This window comes from Acidovorax sp., from assembly GCF_027492855.1.
Lineage (GTDB): Bacteria > Pseudomonadota > Gammaproteobacteria > Burkholderiales > Burkholderiaceae_C > Acidovorax.
In genome coordinates this window covers 44,444-64,334 of sequence record NZ_JAPUDY010000050.1, presented here as the reverse complement: position 1 = coordinate 64,334, position 19,891 = coordinate 44,444, and the positions used below count along the sequence as shown (strand labels likewise).

Genomic DNA, 19,891 nt, shown 5'->3' with positions numbered 1-19,891 from the left:
GTCGAGAATTCCGTTTCAGCGTCAGTTCACCATCCGGCCCCGGCCTTCCCAGTAGGGGGCCTGCACGGCGCGGCGCATGACCTTGCCGTTGGGGTTCTTGGGCAGCGTGTCCACAAACTCGATGCGCCGGGGCCGCTTGAACCCGCCCAGGTGCTGTGCGCAGAAGGTGTCGATGGCGGCGCTGGCGGCAGCGTCCGCCGCGCGGCCGGGCTTGAGCACCACATGCGCGGCCACGGCCTCGCCCCATTTGTCGTCGGGCACTGCGAACACGCAGGCATCGGCAATCGCGTCGTGTTGATACAGCACAGCTTCCACTTCGGACGGGTACACATTGAAGCCGCCGCTGATCACCATGTCCTTCTTGCGGTCCACGATGTAAACGAAGCCTTCTTCGTCCATGCGGGCCAGGTCTCCCGTGTGGTAGGCGCCGTCCTTGAGCACCTCGGCCGTCAGCTCAGGCGCGCGCCAGTAGCCCGCAAAGATGTCTTCGCCGCGCACCACGATCTCGCCGATCTCGCCTGTGCCTACGGGCTGGCCGTCGTCGCCCACCACCTGCACATCGGATTCCAGAAACGGCCGCCCGCACGATGCCAGGCGCTCGGGCCGCGCGGCGCGGGCAAACAGATGGTCCTGCACCGACAGGCCGCACACGCCCGAGGTCGTCTCGCCCGCGCCGTAGCCCTGCTGCAGGATGGGGCCGAACACGTCCATGGCCTTCAGGATGCGCGCGGGCGCCATGGGCGCGGCGCCGTAGCCCAGGCGCAGCAGGTCGGGCAGGGGGCGGTACTGGCCCTCCAGCTCGGCGAGCAGCATGTTGATCATGGTGGGCACCATGAAGGTGTGCGTGACGCGGTCGGTGCGCATGTCGGCAATGAAGCGCGCGGGCTCGAAGCCGTTGAACAGCCGGATCGTGACGCCCTGGCACAGCGCGGGCACGATCTGCATGCCCGATGCATGGGTGATGGGCCCCACCAGGCCCAGGATGTGCCCGGCCTGCTGCCCATCGGATCGGATGAGGAACTTGCGCAGTTGCGCCAGCCGGTTGCCAAAGGTCTGCATCGCGGCCTTGAGCACGCCCGACGAGCCCGAGGTGTAGTGCAGCACGGCCACTTCATCGGCGAACACCGCCACGGGTGCGAAGCTGTCGCTGGCGCGGGCCAGCAGAGCCTCGTAGCTGGTGTCGGCCGGGCCGTCGAGCAGCAGCACCATCGGTCCGGCGCCGGGCATGGCCTGACGCACATGCGGCGCAATGGCCTCAGCGCGATCGGCTGTGGTGATGATGACCGTGGCCTCGGCATTGGCTGCCACCGCACCCACCTCTGCGGGCGACAGGCGCGCATTGAACGGTGCCTTGATGAGCCCGGCCTTGTAGCAGGCGATTTCGATCTCGGCGATCTCCACGCAGTTGGGCAGGTAGATACCCACGCGGTCGCCGCGCGCCAGGCCCAGGCCCAGCAAGGCATTGGCCAGGCGGTTGGAGCGCTGTTCCAGCTCGGCATAGGTCACGCTGCGTGCGGGGCTCGTCACGGCCACGCGTGGCCCGTGCGCACGCGCGCTGCGGGCGACCAGGGCGCCCACATTGGCGACCAGGCGCCGGGCCATGGGGGGATTGGTTGTCATGCTGTCTCCTGTCCTGAAGTGCGGGCCCCGGCCCGTTGTGTGCGGGGCATGGGGACACTGTTCCAGAAGACGGGGTATCAGGGAAATACCGATTGCTGATGGTGAGGTATCAATCCAATTGATGGATGCGGCGTGCTGCGTGGCGTCCTCACCGACCTATCTATCTGCCCGCCTGTCAGGTGGCGGCTTCCCAGCGCTTTGAGGCGATCAGATCCCGCACCACCGCGCGCAGCGCGTCTTGCACTACCTGCATCACGCCATCCGCCTCGCGGTCCGCAGCGGTGGCCAGGGTGTAGCTGCGCACCAATTCGGGGTGGACTACGCGGGCCACCAGCCAGTCGGGCGTGGTGGGCAAAGCGTCGCCCATGGCGCAGGCGGGTGTGAAGGTAAAGCCTGCGCCGCAGGCATACAGCGACCGGATGACGCGTGCCGAGTCATGCTCGTGCGCGATGTTCAGCGCCACGCCGCGTGCGCTGGCGGCTTCCTCCACATGACGACGAATGGAGAAGCGGCGCGATTGCAGCACCAGCGGCTGGGCGACTGCGTCGGCAAAGTCGATGGTGGGGCGGCCCGCAGCCCCTGGCGCAGCGGGATGCAGCAGTGCACGCACGGCGCCGGTAGGGTCGTGTCCGCAAAAGTACATGGCCTCGCGCGCCAGCGGGCGGCAGCGCAGGCCTTCCACCTGCGCGGCATCGACCAGGATGCCGATGTCCGCGCGCCGGTCGAGCATGGTTTTCTTGACCATCAGGCTCAGGTCGTCGAGCACAAACACGCGGATGCGCGGGTGTGTTGCCTTCAGGTGCGCCAGCAGCGGCCCCATCAGCAGGGACGACAGCAGAAAGGGCACGGCAATCGTCACCGAGCCCTCTGGCCCTTGCGGCAGGTTCTGGATGCGCTCGCGCATGGCAGCGGCATCGCTCAGCAGGCGGCGCGCGTCTTCGTACAACTGCTGCCCGGCGGGCGTGGGGGTGACACCTGCGTGCGAGCGTTCAAACAACTGCGCGCCCAGCTCGCTCTCCAGCTTTTTGATCTGCGCCGTGAGCGCGGGCTGCGCGATGTAGAGCGAGCCCGCTGCACGCGAGAGGCTGCCCGCCTCCAGCACGGCGATGAAGTAGCGGAGCGCTCGCAGGTCCATGGTTCTTCGGGATAGGCAGTGTTGATTGAAGCGGAATGTGGGCCAGGGCGGTGGCCGAAGTGACTGCCCATTGTGCAACCTGCAACGATCCCACGCGTTTCCTCCTTCTTCGACTCATCCTGGCAAGCGCTGCCCTCGCAATACAGGTGCATGCACCCTGGCGCCCGCGCGCCGAACACCGTCGCAGCACAATCGGTGCATGACTTCTTCCTCCTCGATGCTGCGCCTGATCAGCCTGGCGGCCTTTTGCAGCATGGCGTCCATGCGTGTGTGCGACCCGATGCTGGTGTCGCTGGCGCAAGAGTTTTCGGTGACCACGGGCGATGCCTCGGCGGTGATTTCGGCGTATGCCGTGGCCTATGGCGTGCTCCAGCTTTTCTACGGCCCGCTGGGCGATCGGTTTGGCAAGGTGCGCGTGATCATCAGTGCCACATTCGCCTGCGCGGTGTTCAGCGGGGTGACGGCGCTGGCGCCGACGCTGCCAGTGTTGGTGGCTTCGCGGGCGTTGATGGGGGCGGCGGCGGCAGGGATCATTCCGCTGTCGATGGCGTGGATCGGCGACAACGTGCCCTATGAGCAGCGCCAGGAGACCCTGGCCCAGCTCATGGTGGCCACGGTCTCGGGGATGATGGCCGGGCAATGGTTCGGCGGCTTTGCGGTCGAGGTTTTGGGTTGGCGCGTCGCGTTCGTGGTTCTGTCGGTGCTGTTCGTGGTGGCGGCCTCCATGCTGCTGCGCCAGTTGCGGGTGGTGGCGGCCCAGGCACCGGCACTGGCCGAAGGTGCGCCGGTGCCGCCCGCGTTCTCGCTGCGGGCCTACCTGGCCAGCACTGCTCGTTTGCTGCGCATGCCGCAGGTGCGTTGGGTGCTGGCTGTGGTGGCGGTGGAAGGTGCCCTGGGCTTTGGCACGCTGGCTTTTGTGCCCGCGCGCATGGCCGATGGCTATGGCCTGTCGGCCTCGGCGGCAGGCGGGGTGATGGTGCTGTACGGCTTGGGCGGGCTGGTGTACAGCCTGCTGGCGCGCCGCTGGCTGGCGCTGCTGGGTGAGCGCGGTTTGGTGCTGGTGGGCGCTTCGCTCATCGCCGCGGGCCTGTTGCTGCTGGCCTGGGGCCCCGTGGCGGCCTGGGCGGCGTTGGGTTGTTTTTTGGCCGGGGTGGGGTTTTACATGCTGCACAACACCTTGCAGGTACAGGCCACGCAGATGGCGCCCGAGGCGCGCGGCACGGCTGTGACGCTGTTTGCCTGCCTGCTGTTTTTGGGTCAATCCGTGGGCGTGCTGACGGTGGGGGCCAGCGTGGATCGGGGCTTTATCTCGCAGGTGTTCTCGGTGGCTGCATGCCTGGTTGTGGTGCTGGGGATGGTGGTGTCGCGCAGGGTCAAGGGGCGGGGCGCGCCGTAGCACGCCTTGCAGAGCGCGCCTATCCAAATAACTTTGATGTCTTATTACTCAATTTTTCTATAGTTGGATTTTTTATGACGCAATAGTACATTCCCTAATCTTTGTGTCCATGGGCCGAACGCGCACTTTCGTGCGGGGCGGCCCTTTGTTTTTCATGATCGACTTACGGGGTATCACCCAGATTTACCAGGGCCCACAAGGCCCGGTCGAGGCCCTGCGCGGCATTGACCTGCACATCACGCCGGGCGAAGTGTTCGGCATTATCGGCAAAAGCGGCGCGGGCAAAAGCTCGCTGGTGCGCGTGATCAACCTGCTCAACCGGCCCTCAAAGGGCCAGGTGATCGTGGATGGGCGCGACCTCACGCAGCTCAGCGAAGCGCAGTTGCGTGAGGCCCGCCGTGACATCGGCATGGTGTTCCAGCATTTCAACCTGTTGTCCTCGCGCACGGTGTTTGACAACGCTGCGCTGCCGCTGGAGCTGGCGGGCATGGGCAAAGCCGCCATTCGCGAGCGCGTGAACCCCTTGCTCGAACTGGTGGGCCTGGCCCATCTGGCCGACCGCTACCCCGCGCAAATCAGCGGTGGGCAAAAGCAGCGCGTGGGCATTGCACGCGCGCTGGCCAGCCGCCCCAAGGTGTTGCTGAGCGACGAGGCCACGTCTGCGCTGGACCCGGAGACCACGCGCTCCATCCTCGACCTGCTGCGCCAGGTGAACCGCGAGCTGGGCCTCACGGTGGTGCTCATCACCCACCAGATGCAGGTCATCAAGCAGGTGGCCGACCGCGTGGCCGTGATCGAAGCGGGCCGCATTGTGGAACAGGGCCGTGTGCTGGATGTGTTCACGCGTCCGCAGCAGGCCATCACCAAAAGTTTGATCGACGAAATATTGCCGCAGGAGCTGCCTGCCAGCGTGCTGGGCCATGTGCGCAAGCTTGCGGGCCAGCTGGGCGCGGGCCGCACGGGCCAACTGCTGCGCCTGTCGTACGCGGGCGATAGCGCCTACCAACCCATCCTGTCGCAGTTGATCCGCGAGTTTGGTGTGGACATGAGCATCCTGCACGGCCAGGTGGATGAGATCCAGGACGAGACCTTTGGCTCGCTGGCCGTGTATGCCAGCGGCGAGGCCAACAGCGTGCGCGGCGCCGTGGCGCATTTGCGCGCGGGTGGTGTCGAAGTCGAAGAAGTCGCCGTACAGGGCTGAGAGGGAGAAAAATCATGTTCAACAACTTCACCCCAGCCATGCTGGATCTGTTTGCCTCGTCGCTGTGGGAGACGCTCGTCATGGTCGGTATCTCCGGCCTGGTGGGTGGTCTGCTGGGCGTGCCGCTGGGCGTGTTCCTGCGCCTCACCGACCAGGGCGGCGTGCTTGAAAACGGCCCGCTGAACAAGCTGGTGGGCTGGCTGGTCAATGCCGTGCGCTCCACGCCCTTCATCATTTTGCTGGTGGCCATCATCCCGTTCACGCGCTTCATCACCGGCTCGTCCATCGGCACGGCCGCTGCGGTGGTGCCGCTCACCATCGCCGCTGCGCCCTTCGTGGCCCGCCTGGTTGAAGCCGCCCTGCGCGAGGTGGACCACGGCCTGGTGGAAGCTGCCCAGGCCATGGGCGCCACCACCGGCCAGATCGTGTGGAAAGTGCTGCTGCCCGAGGCGCTGCCTGGCATCGTGGCAGGCCTGACCATCACCTTCGTGAGTCTCACCGGCTACTCGGCCATGGCCGGAGCCATTGGCGGCGGCGGCCTGGGCGACCTGGGCATCCGCTACGGCTACCAGCGCTTTTTGCCCGAGATCATGCTGGCCGTGGTGTTGGTGCTGATCTTCTTCGTGCAGGCGGTGCAGAGCCTGGGCGACTGGGCGGTGCGCAGGCTGAGCCACCGATAAAGAGAGTTTTGCTATTAAATTAATAGCTGTTGGCGCTTGTTGAGTAAGCGCTAGGTGCCGATTTCATCTGAAGTCTCTCAACCCGGCACCCGGTAGTGGTAGCCATAGGCCGTCTTGAACCCCATCGCCTCATACAGCCCCAGCGCGGGTGCGTTCTGCGCGCGTACCTGCAGGTACGCGCTGGTCGCCCCGGCCTCGGCGGCCCAGTGCAGCAGGGCCTGCACCAGTGCCCGCCCGCGTCCGCTGCCACGGTGCTCGGGCGCCACGGCCAGGTCGTACAGACCCACGGCGCCGCGCTCCAGCACGGCCAGCCCAAAGCCCACGGGCTGGCCTTGCGGGCCTTGCAGCAGTGCAAAGGCGGCGGGGTGGGCGATGTTGTTGAGCATGCGGTGGTGCAGGGCGCGGTGGTGTTGAGGCACACCGTTGGCCGCTGCAAAACCGTCCAGCCAAGCGGTTGATGGGGTGGTGCTGACGACAGTGTCGCCGTCGCGCTTGCCCACGCTGCCCAGGTCCAGCGGGCGGTGCAGGACCAATGATGGGTCGAAATGCTGGTAGCCCGCATCGGCCAGTTCCTGGTCTGCCTCGGCAGGGGCCAGTGGCGAGATGCGGAACACTGCGGGCAGCCCGTGCCGAGCATACAAGGCTGCCGCCGCCTCGCGCACGCCGTCGAACGGCGCGCCGGGCACCAGCGCGTTGACTGAGTTGGCGCGCTTGGTGTAGCCGCCCGACATTCGGAACACCCAGCCCCGGTGGAACACCGTCTGGTGCGCGGGCCAGGCGTTGAAGGCGCGCTCTTCCAGGGCGCGGATGAGCGCGATGGGGGTGGATGCAGATACAGGGGCGAAGGCGGGGTCGGTCATCACCGGGTTATACCAACTCGCCAACTGCTGGACGGTCTGTTCAGTCGGTGGAAATCTTGTTGTCCACTACCAGCTTGGCAAAGCGCGCGGTGTCGCTGGCAATCTGCTCGGCCATCTGCGCTGGGGTGTTGCCGATGGGCTCGGCGCCGATGTCGTGCATGCGCTTCTTGAAGTCGGGCGACTGGATCACCTTGACCATCTCGGCATTCAGCCGTTCCACCACCTCAGGCGGCGTGCGGGCGGGTGCGAGCACGCCAAACCAGGTGCCGATGTCAAAGCCCGCAAAGCCGCTCTCTTGCAGGGTGGGCACGTCTGGCAGCGACGAGGAGCGCTTGGCCGTGGTCACCGCCAGCGCGCGCAGCTTGCCAGCCTTGATGTGGGGTAGCACGGGGGTGATGGTGTCGAACGACATCGACACCTGTCCACCCAACAGGTCGGTAGTGAGCGGGCCGCTGCCTTTGTAGGGCACATGCAGCACGGGCGCGCCGATGGCGGTGGAGAACTGCGTGCCGATCAGGTGCTGCGCCGTGCCCGCGCCGTTGGAGCCGTAGGAGTATTTGTCGGGCGCGGCCTTCACCAGGGCCACCAGCTCTTTCACGTTCTTGGCCGGGTTGGCTGCGCTCACCGTGAGCACATTGGGTACCAGGGCGACGGTGGTGATGGGGGCGAAGCTCTTTTGAAAGTCGTAGCCAAGTTTTTTGTACACGCTGGTGGCAATGGTGTGGTGTACCGCGCCCATCAGCAGCGTGTAGCCGTCGGCCGGGGCCTTGGCCACGTAGTCGGCGCCAATGGTGGCGCCTGCGCCGCCCCGGTTCTCCACGATCACTGGCTGGCCCAAGGCCGTGCTCAGCTTCTCGCCCAGCGAACGCGCCAGCACGTCGGTGGTGCCGCCCGCTGCAAAGGGCACGACGATGGTGACCGGCTTGGCGGGCCAGGCCTGCTGCGCGTGGGTGGCCGTGCCGGGCAGCAGGCAGGCGGCGGCTGCTGCAAGCGCGAGGGCCATCAGCGGGCGGCGGGGAAGGGTGGAGGGGAAGGGGGTAGGGCGGTTCATGGTGTGTCTCCGATAGGGTTGTGTTCTGTTCGCTGGGGTATTTGTTGTGATACTGATATGCGTTCAAAAATACAGATCCGTTCACTCTGAGCCTGTCGCAGCGCCGCGCGAGACTTCGACAGGCTCAGTCCGAACGGTTCTTGCCTATTGAACGCAAACTGGTATGAGTCGGCCGGGTTCAGGCCGCTTTGAGCGCGGGGGCGCTGCTGAGCAGTGCGCACACCGCATCGGTCACCTGGGCCGTGGTGGCGGTGCCGCCCAGGTCGCGGGTGTGCAGGGCAGGGTTGGCCGTGACCTGTTCGATGGCGTGCATCACCTGCTGTGCCGCAGCCGCCTCGCCCAGGTGCTCCAGCAGCATCACCACCGACCAGAAGGTGCCGACGGGGTTGGCCAGACCCTTGCCCATGATGTCGAAGGCCGAGCCGTGGATGGGCTCGAACATGCTGGGGTAGCGGCGCTCGGGGTCGATGTTGCCGGTGGGCGCAATGCCCAGGCTGCCCGCCAGCGCGGCGGCCAGGTCGCTCAAGATGTCGGCATGCAGGTTGGTGGCGACGATGGTGTCGAGCGTGGCGGGGCGGTTGACCATGCGCGCCGTGGCGGCGTCCACCAGTTCCTTGTCCCACTGCACGTCGGGGAACTCCTGGCTGACCTGCGCGGCGATCTCGTCCCACATCACCATCGCATGGCGCTGGGCGTTGCTTTTGGTGATGACGGTGAGTTGTTTGCGGGGGCGCGATTGCGCCAGACGGAAGGCAAAACGCAGGATGCGCTCCACCCCCACGCGGGTCATGATGGACACGTCGGTGGCCGCCTCGATGGGGTGGCCCTGGTGCACGCGGCCGCCCACGCCCGAGTATTCGCCTTCGGAGTTCTCGCGCACGATGACCCAGTCCAGGTCCTTGGCTGTGCAGCGTTTCAGGGGGGCGTCAATGCCTGGCAGGATGCGCGTGGGCCGCACGTTGGCGTACTGGTCGAACCCCTGGCAGATCTTCAGGCGCAGGCCCCACAGCGTGATGTGGTCGGGGATGTCGGGGTCGCCCGCTGAGCCGAACAGGATGGCATCCTTGCCGCGCAGGGCATCGAGGCCGTCGGCGGGCATCATCACGCCGTGGGCACGGTACCAGTCGCCGCCCCAGCCGAAATTCTCGAACTGGAACTGCAGGCCGGGGTTTTGCGCGCGGAGCGCCTCCAGCACTTTCTGGCCGGCGGGAATCACTTCCTTGCCGATGCCGTCTCCGGGAATGGTGGCGATGTGGTAGGTGGTCATGTGGATGCTCTCTTGGTAGAAAAGTCGGGCGATGGATGACCGAAAGTTAAGCCCTGGGCGGCCCTTTGGCGCGGCGTGGGAGTGAATTTGTTATTAACTATCGGTTAACAGTGCCGCTCAAAAGTGGTATTTGTGATTTCTTGATCTGGGTTGGGGTGCTTGTGCAGCGCCCGGTTATGGTTATGGTGCGGTGCTTGCCACCATCTGCCCATCGCGCTATTTGCCTTGCCCATGACACTGAAACCATCCTCGCGCTTTGACCTCTTGTTGTGCATGGCCACTGCGCTGGCGGTGCCGGGGGGGTGCGCGCTGGCTGCGGAGCCATCGGCACCGGCCGAATGGTCGTTGTCGGCCGACGGCGCCTATGTGCTGGACCTGCGCGCCAAGCTGGCCTGGCCGCGCTGCGTGGAGGGCATGCGCTGGACGGGAAAAACCTGCACCGGCGAGCCCCTGCTACTGGACCGCGCCGAGGCCACCGCGCTGGCCACCAGCCGCTGGCAGGCCGAGGGCATCGGCTGGCGGCTTCCGCGCGCTGCCGAACTGCAGCGGCTGGTGGACAAATCCCTCTCGCCGCCGGGGCTTGATCCCCGGCTCTTTCCGGCGGCCCCCGGCCAGTGGCACTGGTCTGCCACGGCCAACGTGAGCGCGCCCAGCGTCAACCAATACAACTACGGCAACATCGCGCAAAACAGCAGGCGCGATGGTGCCCGCCAGGCCGCCCTGATCAACGGCTGGGCCGTAAATCTTTCCACCGGCGAGGCGCGAGGCGACGCCGCGCGGGCCAGCAAGCTGCCTGTGCGGCTGGTGCGGCCACAGGCGACGGATGGCAGCATGGCCCGGTAGGCGCTTGTTGGTCGCCGGTTGCGCGACTTGTTTTCTATTAACTTGAAATTGACAATAATCGGCTATGGCCCGACTCATCAGCCCTGCCGATCTGGATTTTTTTCTCGCCCTGGCCACCGCTTGCTCGGTGAGCAAAACCGCTCGCGAGCTGGGCATCACGCCCGCCGCCGTCAGCAAACACCTGTCGCAGATGGAGGCGCGCCTGGGTGTGCCGCTGTTCAACCGCACCACCCGCAGCATGGGCCTGACCCCCGAGGGCGAGGTGTACCTGGGCCATGCGCGCAAAATTCTGGGCAGCATTGGCGAGATGGAGGACCAACTGCTGGGCGCCAATACGTCGCCACAAGGGCTGCTGCGCGTGAACGCCACCCTGGGCTTTGGCCGCAGTCACATTGCCCCGCTGGTCTCTGAATTTGTGCGCCAATACCCGCAGGTGGACATTCAGCTCCAGCTCTCCGTCAACCCACCGCCCAGTGGCGATGACGCCTACGACATCTGCTTTCGGTTCGGCAACCCGCCAGACAGCCGATCGATCGCCCGCCTGATCGCCGCCAACCGCCGCATCGTGGTGGCATCCCCCGCCTATCTGAAGAAACACGGCGAGCCCCAGACGCCCGCAGACTTGGCCCGGCACAACTGCATCGGCATCCGCCAGGGGGACGAGGCTTACGGGCTGTGGCGTTTTGCCAGCACCAGGGGCAAGGGCCGAGGCAAGACGGAATCCACCGAGAGCGTGAAGATTCGCGGCAACCTCACCACCAACGATGGCGGCATCGCCGTGAACTGGGCGCTGGACGGCCACGGCATCCTGCTGCGCGCCGAGTGGGATGTGCAAAAGTACCTGCAGTCCGGCCGCCTGGTGCAGCTATTGGCGCAGTACAACAGCCCGGATGCCGATATCTACGCGGTCTATGCGCAGCAGCACCGCACTTCACTGCGGGTCAAGACGTTTCTTGATTTTGTGGTGGCGGCTTCGAGGGGATGAAGAGGGGCTTGTGTGCTGAATAGGCCGCGAGGTTTTGCAAAGCAAGCCCCGTTCTTCCAGCGCGTGATGTCTTCGCAAAACACGGTGCGGGTCAGCCCCCCGTGATGCGGTAGCCTCCAACGAGGATGGCTCCCGTGATGCTCAAGATGCAGCCGACGCCAATGCGTGCATGCAAGCGATCGAACTTTGTATAGCCAACCATGTCCCCGGCGTTGAGGCATTGAAGGCGGCGGTGAACCGTGTAGGCAGCCACAGAGTTCACCACGACCGCAGTCAGGCCCAAGCTGACCTTGAGGTAAAGCAAAGGGTCCCAGGTCGCGTGGCTCAACAACAAGCCGCCCGTGATCAGCGTCACGATGATTGCCGGGATTTCTACGAAACGGTCTATATAAGCGTGGATAGCCGCAAGGCTGCTTTCAAGGGGCGGTCGTTTTTCCAACGCAATCTCAAGCACGGCTTCGGTGGCGACACAGCCAGCCCACATGCCGATGGTGATGAGGTGGACAAACAAGATAGCGGTCATGTGGGCCTCTTCGGATTCGTTCTTATGGCGAACAAAGACATGGTATCCCGTGTGGCTTTGTCTTGGGTTTCTGTCTGAAAATCAGCGATCCGAGACGCCGGTGCGCGGGAATGATGGGGGTTGTGCGCACGTTCCTGAGCAGTGCGACGGTGAATTGCGGCGGTAGTCACTGACCAAACCATGGGTCATTTCTACGTGGCAGCATGCGATCAGTTTCTCCTTGAGCAGGGCGCGGCCTCGTGCGGCCCTGCTTTTGATCGCAGACACCGATACCGCCTGCCTTGCCGCGACGGAGCGCATCGTCTCGCCTTCGAAATCGGTCGCTGCAAGCGTGTCCTGGTAGATGGCAGGAAGCTCGGCGAGCAATACCCTCAGGCAACTTGCGACTTCAGCATGAAGCTGCAGGTCTTCGGAGTCGTTGATGTCCGGGGTGTTTTCGTCGATCTCTTGGGTGGGATGGCCGGTGGCGCGAAAGTAATCAACCAGCGTGGTTCGCGCAGCGGCGAATATCCAGCCAGTCATGTTGTTGATCTGGCGCCCCGCGCGCTTTGAAGCCAATGCCTTGACGAAGACTTCTTGAAGCAGATCTTCCACTTGCGCTGCATCGGAAACGCGCCTGCGCAGATAACTGCGCAGGCTGCGCTGCAGTCGGGAAAAGACCGCACCCAAGTCTTCGGCGGACTGCTGTTCGCCTTCAGCCACAGCACGCAGCCTGGCCTTGTGCCGCATCCTGGGGAACGCAACAGGCTCCAGGCTCTGCCGAGTCACTATTGGATACACGCAGGGGCGCGCAGCAGGCCCCGGACTGCATGGCGGTGTCTTCCCCAAAGGCCAATGCATCGGACATTGTGAGGAAGTGCTCCCATGCCATGCCCTGCGGGTCGATGGTCCAGTGTTTTTCACTCTTGGCATAGCAGCAGGCGGCTTCGCCTTGGTCTATCGTGGCGCCTTCAGACGCATCGTCTGCCAACGCTTTGAGATCAGCCAGTTCTTCAGGGGTCTCGGCCTGCATGCCGAAGTGATTCACGCCAGATGCATGTCCGCGGGAGGAAATGGCAAAGTTCAATCGCGGGTCTTCGAGCATCCACTTGGCGTAGTCTGGCCGTTGCTTGGACGGCGGCTGTCCAAAAAGCTTGCTATAGAAGACGATGTTGGCGGGGAGGCCGTCGACAGCGACGTGTACGTGAAAGCGTTTCATGGGGTGCTCCTATCAAGGTGGAAAGACACATCGCATTCGATGCCCTTGTATAGACGGAAGACTTCACAAATGGTCGCAAACAGGAATGTACCTGTCGCACCCCTGGCGGTTGTACTGATCCAAAACGCAAGCCTTTTTTGGGGATTGCAGGCAAAGCGCAACGCCACCGGCGCAGCGGCACACCTGCGTTTGTGTATACCTAGATTTGGATAATTTTGCTATATTTTTAATAGCTATTTGCGCAATGTAGTAAAGCGCTGGGCCTTATTTTTATTGAAATTTCAAGAGGGTAGTTACGACGGTACAACCCCCTGCAGCGCCGATACTGTGTGTATACGTTGCATTTTTTCCGCTCGCCGATGCGCTTGATCGCACAAGAATTTGGAGACACCCCACCATGACCCTGCCGCTGCACCCTCTGGACGCCGACCTGTTTGCCCGCGCATTGCCGTTGCTGGACGACGAGTGGCTGGCCCGCGACCCAGACCTGGCGCCCGTGCTGCCCACCGTGTTGGCGCGCAATGTGGGGCAGGACTGGCACAAGGCGGGCACGTTTCGCCACCACCTGGTGGGCGTGACGCGCACCCTGACCGTGTGGCAGCAGCCGCGCGATGTGCGCCTTTTGGGCCTGCTGCACAGCGTGTATGGCAATGCGTTTGTGGACCTGGTGAAGTTCGACCCCGCCAAGGAGCGCGCCCGTGTGCGCGAGATCGCAGGCGAGTCGGCCGAGCACCTGGTGTATCTGTTTTGCACGCTGTCGCGCACGCAGTTCGTGCAGAAGGTGCTGGCCCATGCGCTGGAGGCCGATGGCAGCCTGGTGCTGCAAGGCAAGGACGGCAAGGACCATGTGCTCACGCCCTACGAGGTGGCGGCCTTCATCATCGTGAGCATGGCCGACACCATTGAGCAATGGTTCAGTTGGCAGGACGAGGTTTTTTCGCGCTTCCCTGAGGTGCAGCACCGCGACCAGAAGGTCCATTGGGCGGCATCGCTGTGGCCGGGGCCGATGCGGCCGTCGGGGCGCATGGTGCACCAGATCAATGCGCTGGGCAAAGCGCTGCAGCATCCGGGCCTGAAGGATGTGCTGCCCATGCCGCCGGTGTTTGCGCATTGCTCGCAGCATCTGTCTGCGGCCGATGAGGCGGCGGCCACCTCGCTGTATTGGTCCGTCATCCAGCAAGACCAGCCCCTGGTGGACCTGGACGTGGCCACCAGTGTGCTGGAGAGTGCCGTGCGCCACAACCCCTGGGTGGGCGAGCCGCAGATGGTGCTGGCGCAGTTGTATCTGACGGCCGGGCGCAAGGACGAGGCCAAGGCCGCCGCCCAGAGCGCGCTGCATCTGCTCAGCGCCTGGGGCAATTCGTGGGACAAGCGTGTGCAGTGGGATGCCTGGGTGGCCTGGACACGCATCCTGCTGCAGGGCGCAACGGTGGAGGGCACCTGGCCGGAGCGGCTGGATAAATTGAACAACGTCGCCCTGCGAGGCTGAAGGCAGCGTATGAATAGTTTGTTATGCGATTGGGTTGGAACGAAATAAGAACTTATTCGTTTCTGTTTTATCGGGAAAACCCTAGGATGCATGCATCTCTCAACGAAAGGGTTTCCCTGTGAACAACAAGCGCCTCCTCCTGCAATCCGCCCTGGCCCTGGCCGCTGCTGCGGCTTTTTCCACCGGCGCCATGGCGCAAGACAAGCCCCTGAAAGTGGGCGTGACGGGCGGCCCCCACGCGCAAATCTTCGAACAGGTGAAAAAGGTCGCCGAGAAGGACGGCCTCAAGATCCAGATCGTCGAGTTCAGCGACTACGTGCAGCCCAACGCCGCGCTGTCTGCTGGCGACCTGGACGCCAACAGCTACCAGCACAAGCCTTACCTCGACGCCCAGGTGGCCGACCGGGGCTACAAGCTGGTGTCGGTGGGCTACACCGTCAACTTCCCCATTGGCCTGTATTCCAAGAAGGTCAAGAAGCTGGAAGACCTGAAGGAAGGCGCCAAGTTCGGCATCCCCAACGACCCCACCAACGGCGGCCGCGTGCTGCTGGTGCTGCAAGACAAGGGTTTGATCAAGCTGCGCGATGGCGCGGGCCTCAAAGCCACGCCGCTCGACGTGGTGAGCAACCCCAAGAAGCTCAAGTTCGTGGAGCTGGATGCCGCCCAACTGGCCCGCTCGCTCGATGACCTGGACGCTTCGGCCATCAACACCAACTTCGCGCTGTCGGCGGGCCTGAACCCCGGCAAGGACGCGATTGCGCAAGAAAACGCCAAGAGCCCCTACGTCAACCTGATCGCCGTGCGCGAGGCCGACAAGGACAAGCCCTGGGTGGCCAAGCTGGTCAAGGCCTACCACTCGGACGAAGTGAAGAAGTTCATCCAGACCGAGTTCAAGGGCTCGGTGTTGCCCGGCTTCTGAGCCTGGGCGGGCCGCGCCGCTGTGCCGTGTGTTGCGCGCAGGGTGCAGCAGCGGGCATCCGTGGCACTTTGAACGGGCTCTGAGGCGGCTCACCGCCCATCCGTTCGGGTTGAGCTTGTCGAAACCAGGGCGCCTTTCTCTGGCAGCCCTTCGACTGGCTCAGGGCGAACGGGGCCCTGTGGCCCTGTGGTTCGTGTCGTCAACCATTCAAAAATGATAGCTGCTAGCGCTTATTCTGCATGCGCTAGAGGCTGATTTGGCGTGAAAAAAGAAGAAACCCGGCGCAGGGCCGGGTTTCAGGGTGGGTGGCAGAGCAGGGCTGCTGCTTATGCAGCTTGTACGGCCTGCGCCACGCGGGCCTGGTTGGCGGCCTCGCTGACGTGGGTGGCGATTTCACGCTCGGCGGAGGCCAGGGCGGCCACCTTGGCGTCTGGGCCCATGGCGACACCTTCGGCGCGCACAAAACGCACGTCGGTGATGCCGAAGAAGCCGAACACCACCTTCAGGTAGCTCTCCTGGTGCTCCATGGCCTGGCCGCCTTCGCTGCTCGAATACACACCGCCACGGCTCGATGCCACGATCACCGTCTTGCCACCGGCCAGGCCCACGGGGCCTTTTTCGGTGTATTTGAAGGTGCGGCCTGCCTGCGAGATGCGGTCGATCCAGGCCTTGAGCTGACTGGGAATCGAGAAGTTGTACAGCGGTGCGCCGATCACGATCACGTCGGCAGCCAGGAACTGGCTCACCAGCGCTTCGGACAGCGCGTTTTCATTGCGTTCCACCTCGGTGGCTGCTGCCTGGCCGGTACGAAAACCCAGCGACTGCGCCGACAGGTGCGATGGTGCCTGCGCGGCCAGATCCAGGTAGTCCACCGTGGTGCCAGGGTGGCTGGCCTGCCATGCGGCCACGATGCGGGCGGTCAGTTGGCGCGACACGGATTGTTCACCGGTGATGGCAGAGTCGATGTGAAGCAGTTGCATGAGGTTCTCCTGGGTTTTGTCGATGGAAGCCACCGCGCACCGCGTGTGGCCATGGAGTCAATTGTGGTTGTTCTCTCAATTGTTGATAAGGCAGGGAACTTGCGATAGATTGTTCCATTCGTAGGACGATTGACGGATCCGTCTTTGAACAGGCGCTCACCCCATGCAAGACCTCAACGACATGCTGTATTTCGCCGAAGTGGTGGAGCGGGGCGGCTTTGCCGCCGCGGGCCGTGCGCTCGGCATTCCCAAGTCGCGCCTGTCCCGGCGCGTGTCTGACCTGGAGACGCACCTGGGCGTGCGCCTGCTGCAGCGCACCACCCGCAAGCTCTCGCTGACCGAGGTGGGCGAGGCCTATTTGCGCCACTGCCAGGCCATGCGCGAGTCGGCCCAGGCCGCTGCCGACACCGTGGCCCAGGTGCAGACCACCCCGCGCGGCACCATCCGCGTGAGCTGCCCCGTGACGCTGGCGCAGACCGTGGTGGCCGAGCTGATTCCTCGGTTTTTGACCACCTACCCCGAAGTGCGCATCGACATGCTGGTGAGCAACCGCGTGGTGAACCTGGTGGAGGAGGGCATCGACGTGGCTCTGCGTGTGCGCCCCTCGGTGGACGACAGCGGCAGCATGGTCGTCAAGCGGCTCGACCACACCACACAAATCTTGGTGGCCAGCCCCGAGCTGCTCATCCGCCAGGGCACGCCCCAGACGCTGGAAGACCTGGCCCGGCTCGACAGCATCGCCATGTCGGCACCCGACGGGCGATCGACCTGGAACCTCATCGGCCCCGGCGGCGCGCACCAGGTGGTGCAGCACACCCCGCGCTACGTGGCCGATGACCTGCTCACGCTCAAATACGCCGCCGTGGCGGGCACCGGCGTGTGCTGGATGCCCGACTACATGTGCCAGGATGAAATGCGCGAGCGCAAACTGGTGCGCGTGTTGCCCGACTGGGCGCCCGCGCCCGCCATCGTGCACGCGGTGTTTCCCTCGCGCCGGGGGCTGTCGCCCGCCGTGCGGCGCTTTCTGGACTACCTGGGCGAGGCCATGCCGGGGCGCAGCCATCTGAACTCGCGCCAGGGCCTGCAAGAGGGGGACGGGGCGGGCATCTGATGCCCAGCTGCCAGGGGTAAAAACCGCGCGCCAACGCCGATTCGCGCAAACGAGCGCTTTTTGGCGCCACAATGCAACGAATTGCAACTGCGCGGCTGCCATTTCTTTCTGTGTGTACGGCTCACGCGGCGGCCCGGTGATTTTTTGTGACCGCTCCACACCCCATCGACCAACACATCCGGCAGGCCCGCGTGCACCCCGCCGTGCGCGCCATCGTGATCCCGCCGTGCCCCGAGTCGCTGCTGCGCCTTCAGCAGATCATGGCCGCGCCCGAGCTGGACGCTGCGGCGCTGGAGCAACTGGCCGCGTCCGACGTGGCCCTGGCCGCCGCCGTGATGCGGCTGGCCAACAGCCCGCTCTATGGCCTGGCCCAGCCTGTGCAGACCGTGGGCATGGCGCTCACGGTGCTGGGGCTGCGGCCATCGGTGGAGCTGATGTCGGCCTTTATCACCCGCAATGCGCTGCTGGTGCGCTCGCCGTTGCTCGACCATTTTTGGGAAAGCTCACAGCGCCGCGCCATTGCCTGCGAGCACATCGGCCACCAGCTCTACAACCTGGACCCGGGCCTGGGTTACAGCTTTGGCTTGTTTTGCCATGTGGGCATGCCGGTGCTGGTGAAGGCCGTGCGTGGCTATGCCAGCACCGTAACCGAGGCCTTGGCCCGCAAGGACCGCACCTTTACCCAGACCGAAAATGCCAACCACCGCACCGACCACGCGGTGATGGGCGCCATCGTGGCGCGCACCTGGCACCTGCCGGGCGATGTGGCGCAGGCGATCTGGCTGCACCATGATTTTGCGTGCCTGAACGATGAGCGTTTTGACCCCACGGCGCGCCATCTGGTGGCCTTGGGTTTGCTGGCCGAATACCTGGTCAACCAGCACGACAACCTGCCGCCCACGCGCGAATGGCTGGAGCATGGCGAGGCCTGCATGCAGCACCTGGATGTGACGCAGGACGAGTTGAACCACTGGATCGACGAGCTGCACCCTGCCTTTGAGGCGGTGCGGTTTTGAGCGGTTTTTAAGGCGCTGCGTCAATCAAATCTGCAATGCGTGCGTAGCCCTGCTGTCTGGCAAGCTGGGCGGCGTTCAGGCCGTCGCGGTCCACCAGGGCAGGGCTGGCGCCCAGGGCCAGCAGCTTCTGTGTGGTGGCTGTCTGGCCGTTCATGGCCGCGAGCATCAGCGCTGTTTTGCCCGTGCCGTCGCGGGCGTCAATGGGCGCGCCCTGGGCGATCAGGTTTTCTACCTGCACGGTGTTGCCTGCACGGGCGGCTTGCCGCAAATCGTGCGGCAGCGAGGCGCCGAGGTTTTTGTGGACTTGGGGGGCTACAGCGGCCTGGGGCGGTGATGCCAGCCTGTCGGCGGCAGATTCTGTGGGCACGGCGGAGCGCTCGCGCGCGGCAGCGCGTGGTGCAGAAGGCGCAGCGGCCATGGGGGCATCCGGCGGTGTTGCGGGAGAGCCTGAGAGGGCTCCGGCCTGAGTTTCTGCATCGGCGATAGTTGGTGCAGGTGTAGGTACCGACACCCGTGCCGGGGCCGTCTTGGCCAAGGGGCTGGCCGCTGGGGCGGCCGTGTTGCGAGCGCTGTCTGACAGGCCGGCCGAAGGGGCTGATGGCGCCGCCGAAGTGGCTTCCTCGATGGGGGCCGCCGAGTGCGCAGGGATGGGCGGTGCGGCAGGCGGTGGTGCCGGTGGTGCCGGTGGTGCCGGTGGTGCCTCAGCGTGGCGCTGGCCAAACGCGGTGTCTCTCTCTTCGGGCGTTCCGCGCTCGAACTGCAGCATCAGCAAGCCGGTCAGGCCCACCACGGCCACGGTGGCCAGGGCCGAGATCTTCCAGCGCGATTGGTTGGCGGCGATGCGGGCAGTGGGCCCGGCGGGCTGTGGTGCCGGGGCGGAGGTTGCAGCCGCTGCCGCCAGCATCCGCGCATGCGCGCGCACGGCGTCCTTCACCTGTGCGCCGGGGCGGGCGCCTTCCAGTTCGCTGGCTTCGTGGTATCGCCGGACCAGTTCGTCGTCCTGCGCGCTCATGGTACGAACTCCTGTAGCTGTTGGCGAAGGCTGGCCCGCGCATAACGCAGGCGGCTCTTGGCGGTTTCAAAATTTACGCCGGTGGCTTCGGCAATGTCCTGCACGCTGAGGTCGCCCTCGGCCTGCAGCAAAAACGCATCGCGCTGCTCCTGGGGCAACTGTTCCACGGCGGCGATCAGGGCTGCAGCCTGTTCGCGTGACTGCAACTGCCGCACCGGCCCGAACCCGGAGTCAGCCACCAGCGTGTCCGCCAGGCTGCGGGCGTCATCGTCGCTCGCGTCCAGGCTGGTGTGGTGTTTGGCGGTGCGCAAATGGTCCACCAGCCGGTTGTGCGCCAGGGTGAACAACCAGGTGCGGAATTTGGCTTTGGCCTCGTAGCGGCCCGCATGGCGCGCCACGGCAAACCACACGTCCTGCAGCAAATCGTCCGCCACGGCCTGCACCTTCACGCTGCGGAACACGAACCGCCACACCGCCAGCTCGTGCCGCCCGTACAGCACATCGAACGCGCCCAGGTCGCCCCCGGCGTAGCGTTGCATCAGCGCTTCGTCGGTGTCGTCGGCGTTTTCGGGGGTGGGGGCGGCAGGCACCTGGGCATTATGCGA

Annotated in this window: 20 protein-coding genes; 9 read left to right on the top strand and 11 right to left on the bottom strand. The window is 64.9% G+C overall.

The features are described 5' to 3' along the window. Positions 1 to 21: 21 nt before the first annotated feature. A complete protein-coding gene (locus Q0105_RS09580; RefSeq protein WP_298211139.1) occupies positions 22 to 1,620 on the bottom strand; it encodes an AMP-binding protein in 1,599 nt (532 codons plus the stop codon). A gap of 175 nt (positions 1,621 to 1,795) precedes the next feature. Further along, on the bottom strand, positions 1,796 to 2,755 hold the full coding sequence (locus Q0105_RS09575) for a LysR substrate-binding domain-containing protein (RefSeq protein WP_298211137.1): 960 nt from the start codon (positions 2,753 to 2,755) through the stop codon (positions 1,796 to 1,798). Between the two features lie 199 nt (positions 2,756 to 2,954). On the opposite strand from Q0105_RS09575, the gene Q0105_RS09570 reads away from it, so the two are divergent. From Q0105_RS09570 to Q0105_RS09560, 3 genes are all read left to right on the top strand, one after another. Beyond that, positions 2,955 to 4,151: an MFS transporter gene (locus Q0105_RS09570; protein WP_298211135.1), complete on the top strand. Its 1,197-nt coding sequence runs from the start codon at positions 2,955 to 2,957 to the stop codon at positions 4,149 to 4,151. A gap of 154 nt (positions 4,152 to 4,305) precedes the next feature. Beyond that, positions 4,306 to 5,352 (top strand): methionine ABC transporter ATP-binding protein, encoded by a 1,047-nt coding sequence (locus Q0105_RS09565; RefSeq protein ID WP_298211133.1) that lies wholly within the window; start codon positions 4,306 to 4,308, stop codon positions 5,350 to 5,352. Between the two features lie 14 nt (positions 5,353 to 5,366). Beyond that, positions 5,367 to 6,032 (top strand): methionine ABC transporter permease, encoded by a 666-nt coding sequence (locus Q0105_RS09560; protein ID WP_298211131.1) that lies wholly within the window; start codon positions 5,367 to 5,369, stop codon positions 6,030 to 6,032. A gap of 77 nt (positions 6,033 to 6,109) precedes the next feature. Here Q0105_RS09560 and Q0105_RS09555 read toward each other — a convergent pair whose 3' ends face one another. From Q0105_RS09555 to Q0105_RS09545, 3 genes are all read right to left on the bottom strand, one after another. Further along, on the bottom strand, positions 6,110 to 6,892 hold the full coding sequence (locus Q0105_RS09555) for a GNAT family N-acetyltransferase (protein WP_298211128.1): 783 nt from the start codon (positions 6,890 to 6,892) through the stop codon (positions 6,110 to 6,112). Between the two features lie 40 nt (positions 6,893 to 6,932). Then, on the bottom strand, positions 6,933 to 7,943 hold the full coding sequence (locus tag Q0105_RS09550; RefSeq protein ID WP_298211126.1) for a tripartite tricarboxylate transporter substrate binding protein: 1,011 nt from the start codon (positions 7,941 to 7,943) through the stop codon (positions 6,933 to 6,935). A gap of 178 nt (positions 7,944 to 8,121) precedes the next feature. Next, entirely contained in the window at positions 8,122 to 9,210 is a 1,089-nt protein-coding gene (locus tag Q0105_RS09545) for a tartrate dehydrogenase (protein ID WP_298211124.1), read from the bottom strand. 231 nt (positions 9,211 to 9,441) lie between these two features. Here Q0105_RS09545 and Q0105_RS09540 point away from each other — a divergent pair, with 231 nt between their 5' ends. After that, positions 9,442 to 10,053, top strand: a complete 612-nt coding sequence (locus tag Q0105_RS09540; protein WP_366145923.1) for a DUF1566 domain-containing protein — start codon at positions 9,442 to 9,444, stop codon at positions 10,051 to 10,053. 64 nt (positions 10,054 to 10,117) lie between these two features. Then, positions 10,118 to 11,038 carry a LysR family transcriptional regulator gene (locus Q0105_RS09535; RefSeq protein ID WP_298211122.1) on the top strand — a complete coding sequence of 307 codons (921 nt, stop codon included), beginning with the start codon at positions 10,118 to 10,120 and terminating at the stop codon, positions 11,036 to 11,038. Positions 11,039 to 11,129: 91 nt separating this feature from the next. Here Q0105_RS09535 and Q0105_RS09530 read toward each other — a convergent pair whose 3' ends face one another. The 3 genes from Q0105_RS09530 to Q0105_RS09520 form a co-directional block, all read right to left on the bottom strand. Then, a complete protein-coding gene (locus Q0105_RS09530) occupies positions 11,130 to 11,561 on the bottom strand; it encodes a hypothetical protein (RefSeq protein ID WP_298211120.1) in 432 nt (143 codons plus the stop codon). Positions 11,562 to 11,642: 81 nt separating this feature from the next. Beyond that, a complete protein-coding gene (locus tag Q0105_RS09525) occupies positions 11,643 to 12,263 on the bottom strand; it encodes a sigma-70 family RNA polymerase sigma factor (protein WP_298211119.1) in 621 nt (206 codons plus the stop codon). Further along, positions 12,256 to 12,759, bottom strand: a complete 504-nt coding sequence (locus Q0105_RS09520) for a glyoxalase/bleomycin resistance/dioxygenase family protein (protein WP_298211117.1) — start codon at positions 12,757 to 12,759, stop codon at positions 12,256 to 12,258. The genes Q0105_RS09525 and Q0105_RS09520 overlap by 8 nt, the downstream gene beginning before the upstream one ends. Positions 12,760 to 13,156: 397 nt before the next feature. Between Q0105_RS09520 and Q0105_RS09515 the strand changes: the two genes are divergently transcribed. Next, the gene (locus tag Q0105_RS09515) at positions 13,157 to 14,248 is read left to right on the top strand and encodes a DUF6817 domain-containing protein (protein ID WP_298211115.1); all 1,092 of its coding nucleotides are present in this window, start codon (positions 13,157 to 13,159) and stop codon (positions 14,246 to 14,248) included. Positions 14,249 to 14,366: 118 nt separating this feature from the next. Beyond that, positions 14,367 to 15,167, top strand: a complete 801-nt coding sequence (locus tag Q0105_RS09510) for a MetQ/NlpA family ABC transporter substrate-binding protein (RefSeq protein ID WP_298211113.1) — start codon at positions 14,367 to 14,369, stop codon at positions 15,165 to 15,167. A 326-nt stretch (positions 15,168 to 15,493) separates the two neighbouring features. On the opposite strand, the gene Q0105_RS09505 is transcribed toward Q0105_RS09510, so the two are convergent. Further along, on the bottom strand, positions 15,494 to 16,147 hold the full coding sequence (locus tag Q0105_RS09505) for an FMN-dependent NADH-azoreductase (protein WP_298211111.1): 654 nt from the start codon (positions 16,145 to 16,147) through the stop codon (positions 15,494 to 15,496). 163 nt (positions 16,148 to 16,310) lie between these two features. On the opposite strand from Q0105_RS09505, the gene Q0105_RS09500 reads away from it, so the two are divergent. Together Q0105_RS09500 and Q0105_RS09495 are read left to right on the top strand one after the other, a co-directional pair. Further along, entirely contained in the window at positions 16,311 to 17,258 is a 948-nt protein-coding gene (locus Q0105_RS09500; protein WP_298211109.1) for a LysR family transcriptional regulator, read from the top strand. Positions 17,259 to 17,404: 146 nt separating this feature from the next. Continuing rightward, a complete protein-coding gene (locus Q0105_RS09495; RefSeq protein ID WP_298211107.1) occupies positions 17,405 to 18,274 on the top strand; it encodes an HDOD domain-containing protein in 870 nt (289 codons plus the stop codon). Between the two features lie 7 nt (positions 18,275 to 18,281). Here the strand turns inward: Q0105_RS09495 and Q0105_RS09490 are convergent, their stop codons facing one another. Both Q0105_RS09490 and Q0105_RS09485 read right to left on the bottom strand, forming a co-directional pair. Continuing rightward, entirely contained in the window at positions 18,282 to 19,286 is a 1,005-nt protein-coding gene (locus Q0105_RS09490; RefSeq protein WP_298211105.1) for an ankyrin repeat domain-containing protein, read from the bottom strand. Continuing rightward, the gene (locus Q0105_RS09485; RefSeq protein WP_298211103.1) at positions 19,283 to 19,876 is read right to left on the bottom strand and encodes an RNA polymerase sigma factor; all 594 of its coding nucleotides are present in this window, start codon (positions 19,874 to 19,876) and stop codon (positions 19,283 to 19,285) included. Before Q0105_RS09485 ends, Q0105_RS09490 begins: the two co-directional genes overlap by 4 nt. Between the last annotated feature and the right edge of the window lie 15 nt (positions 19,877 to 19,891).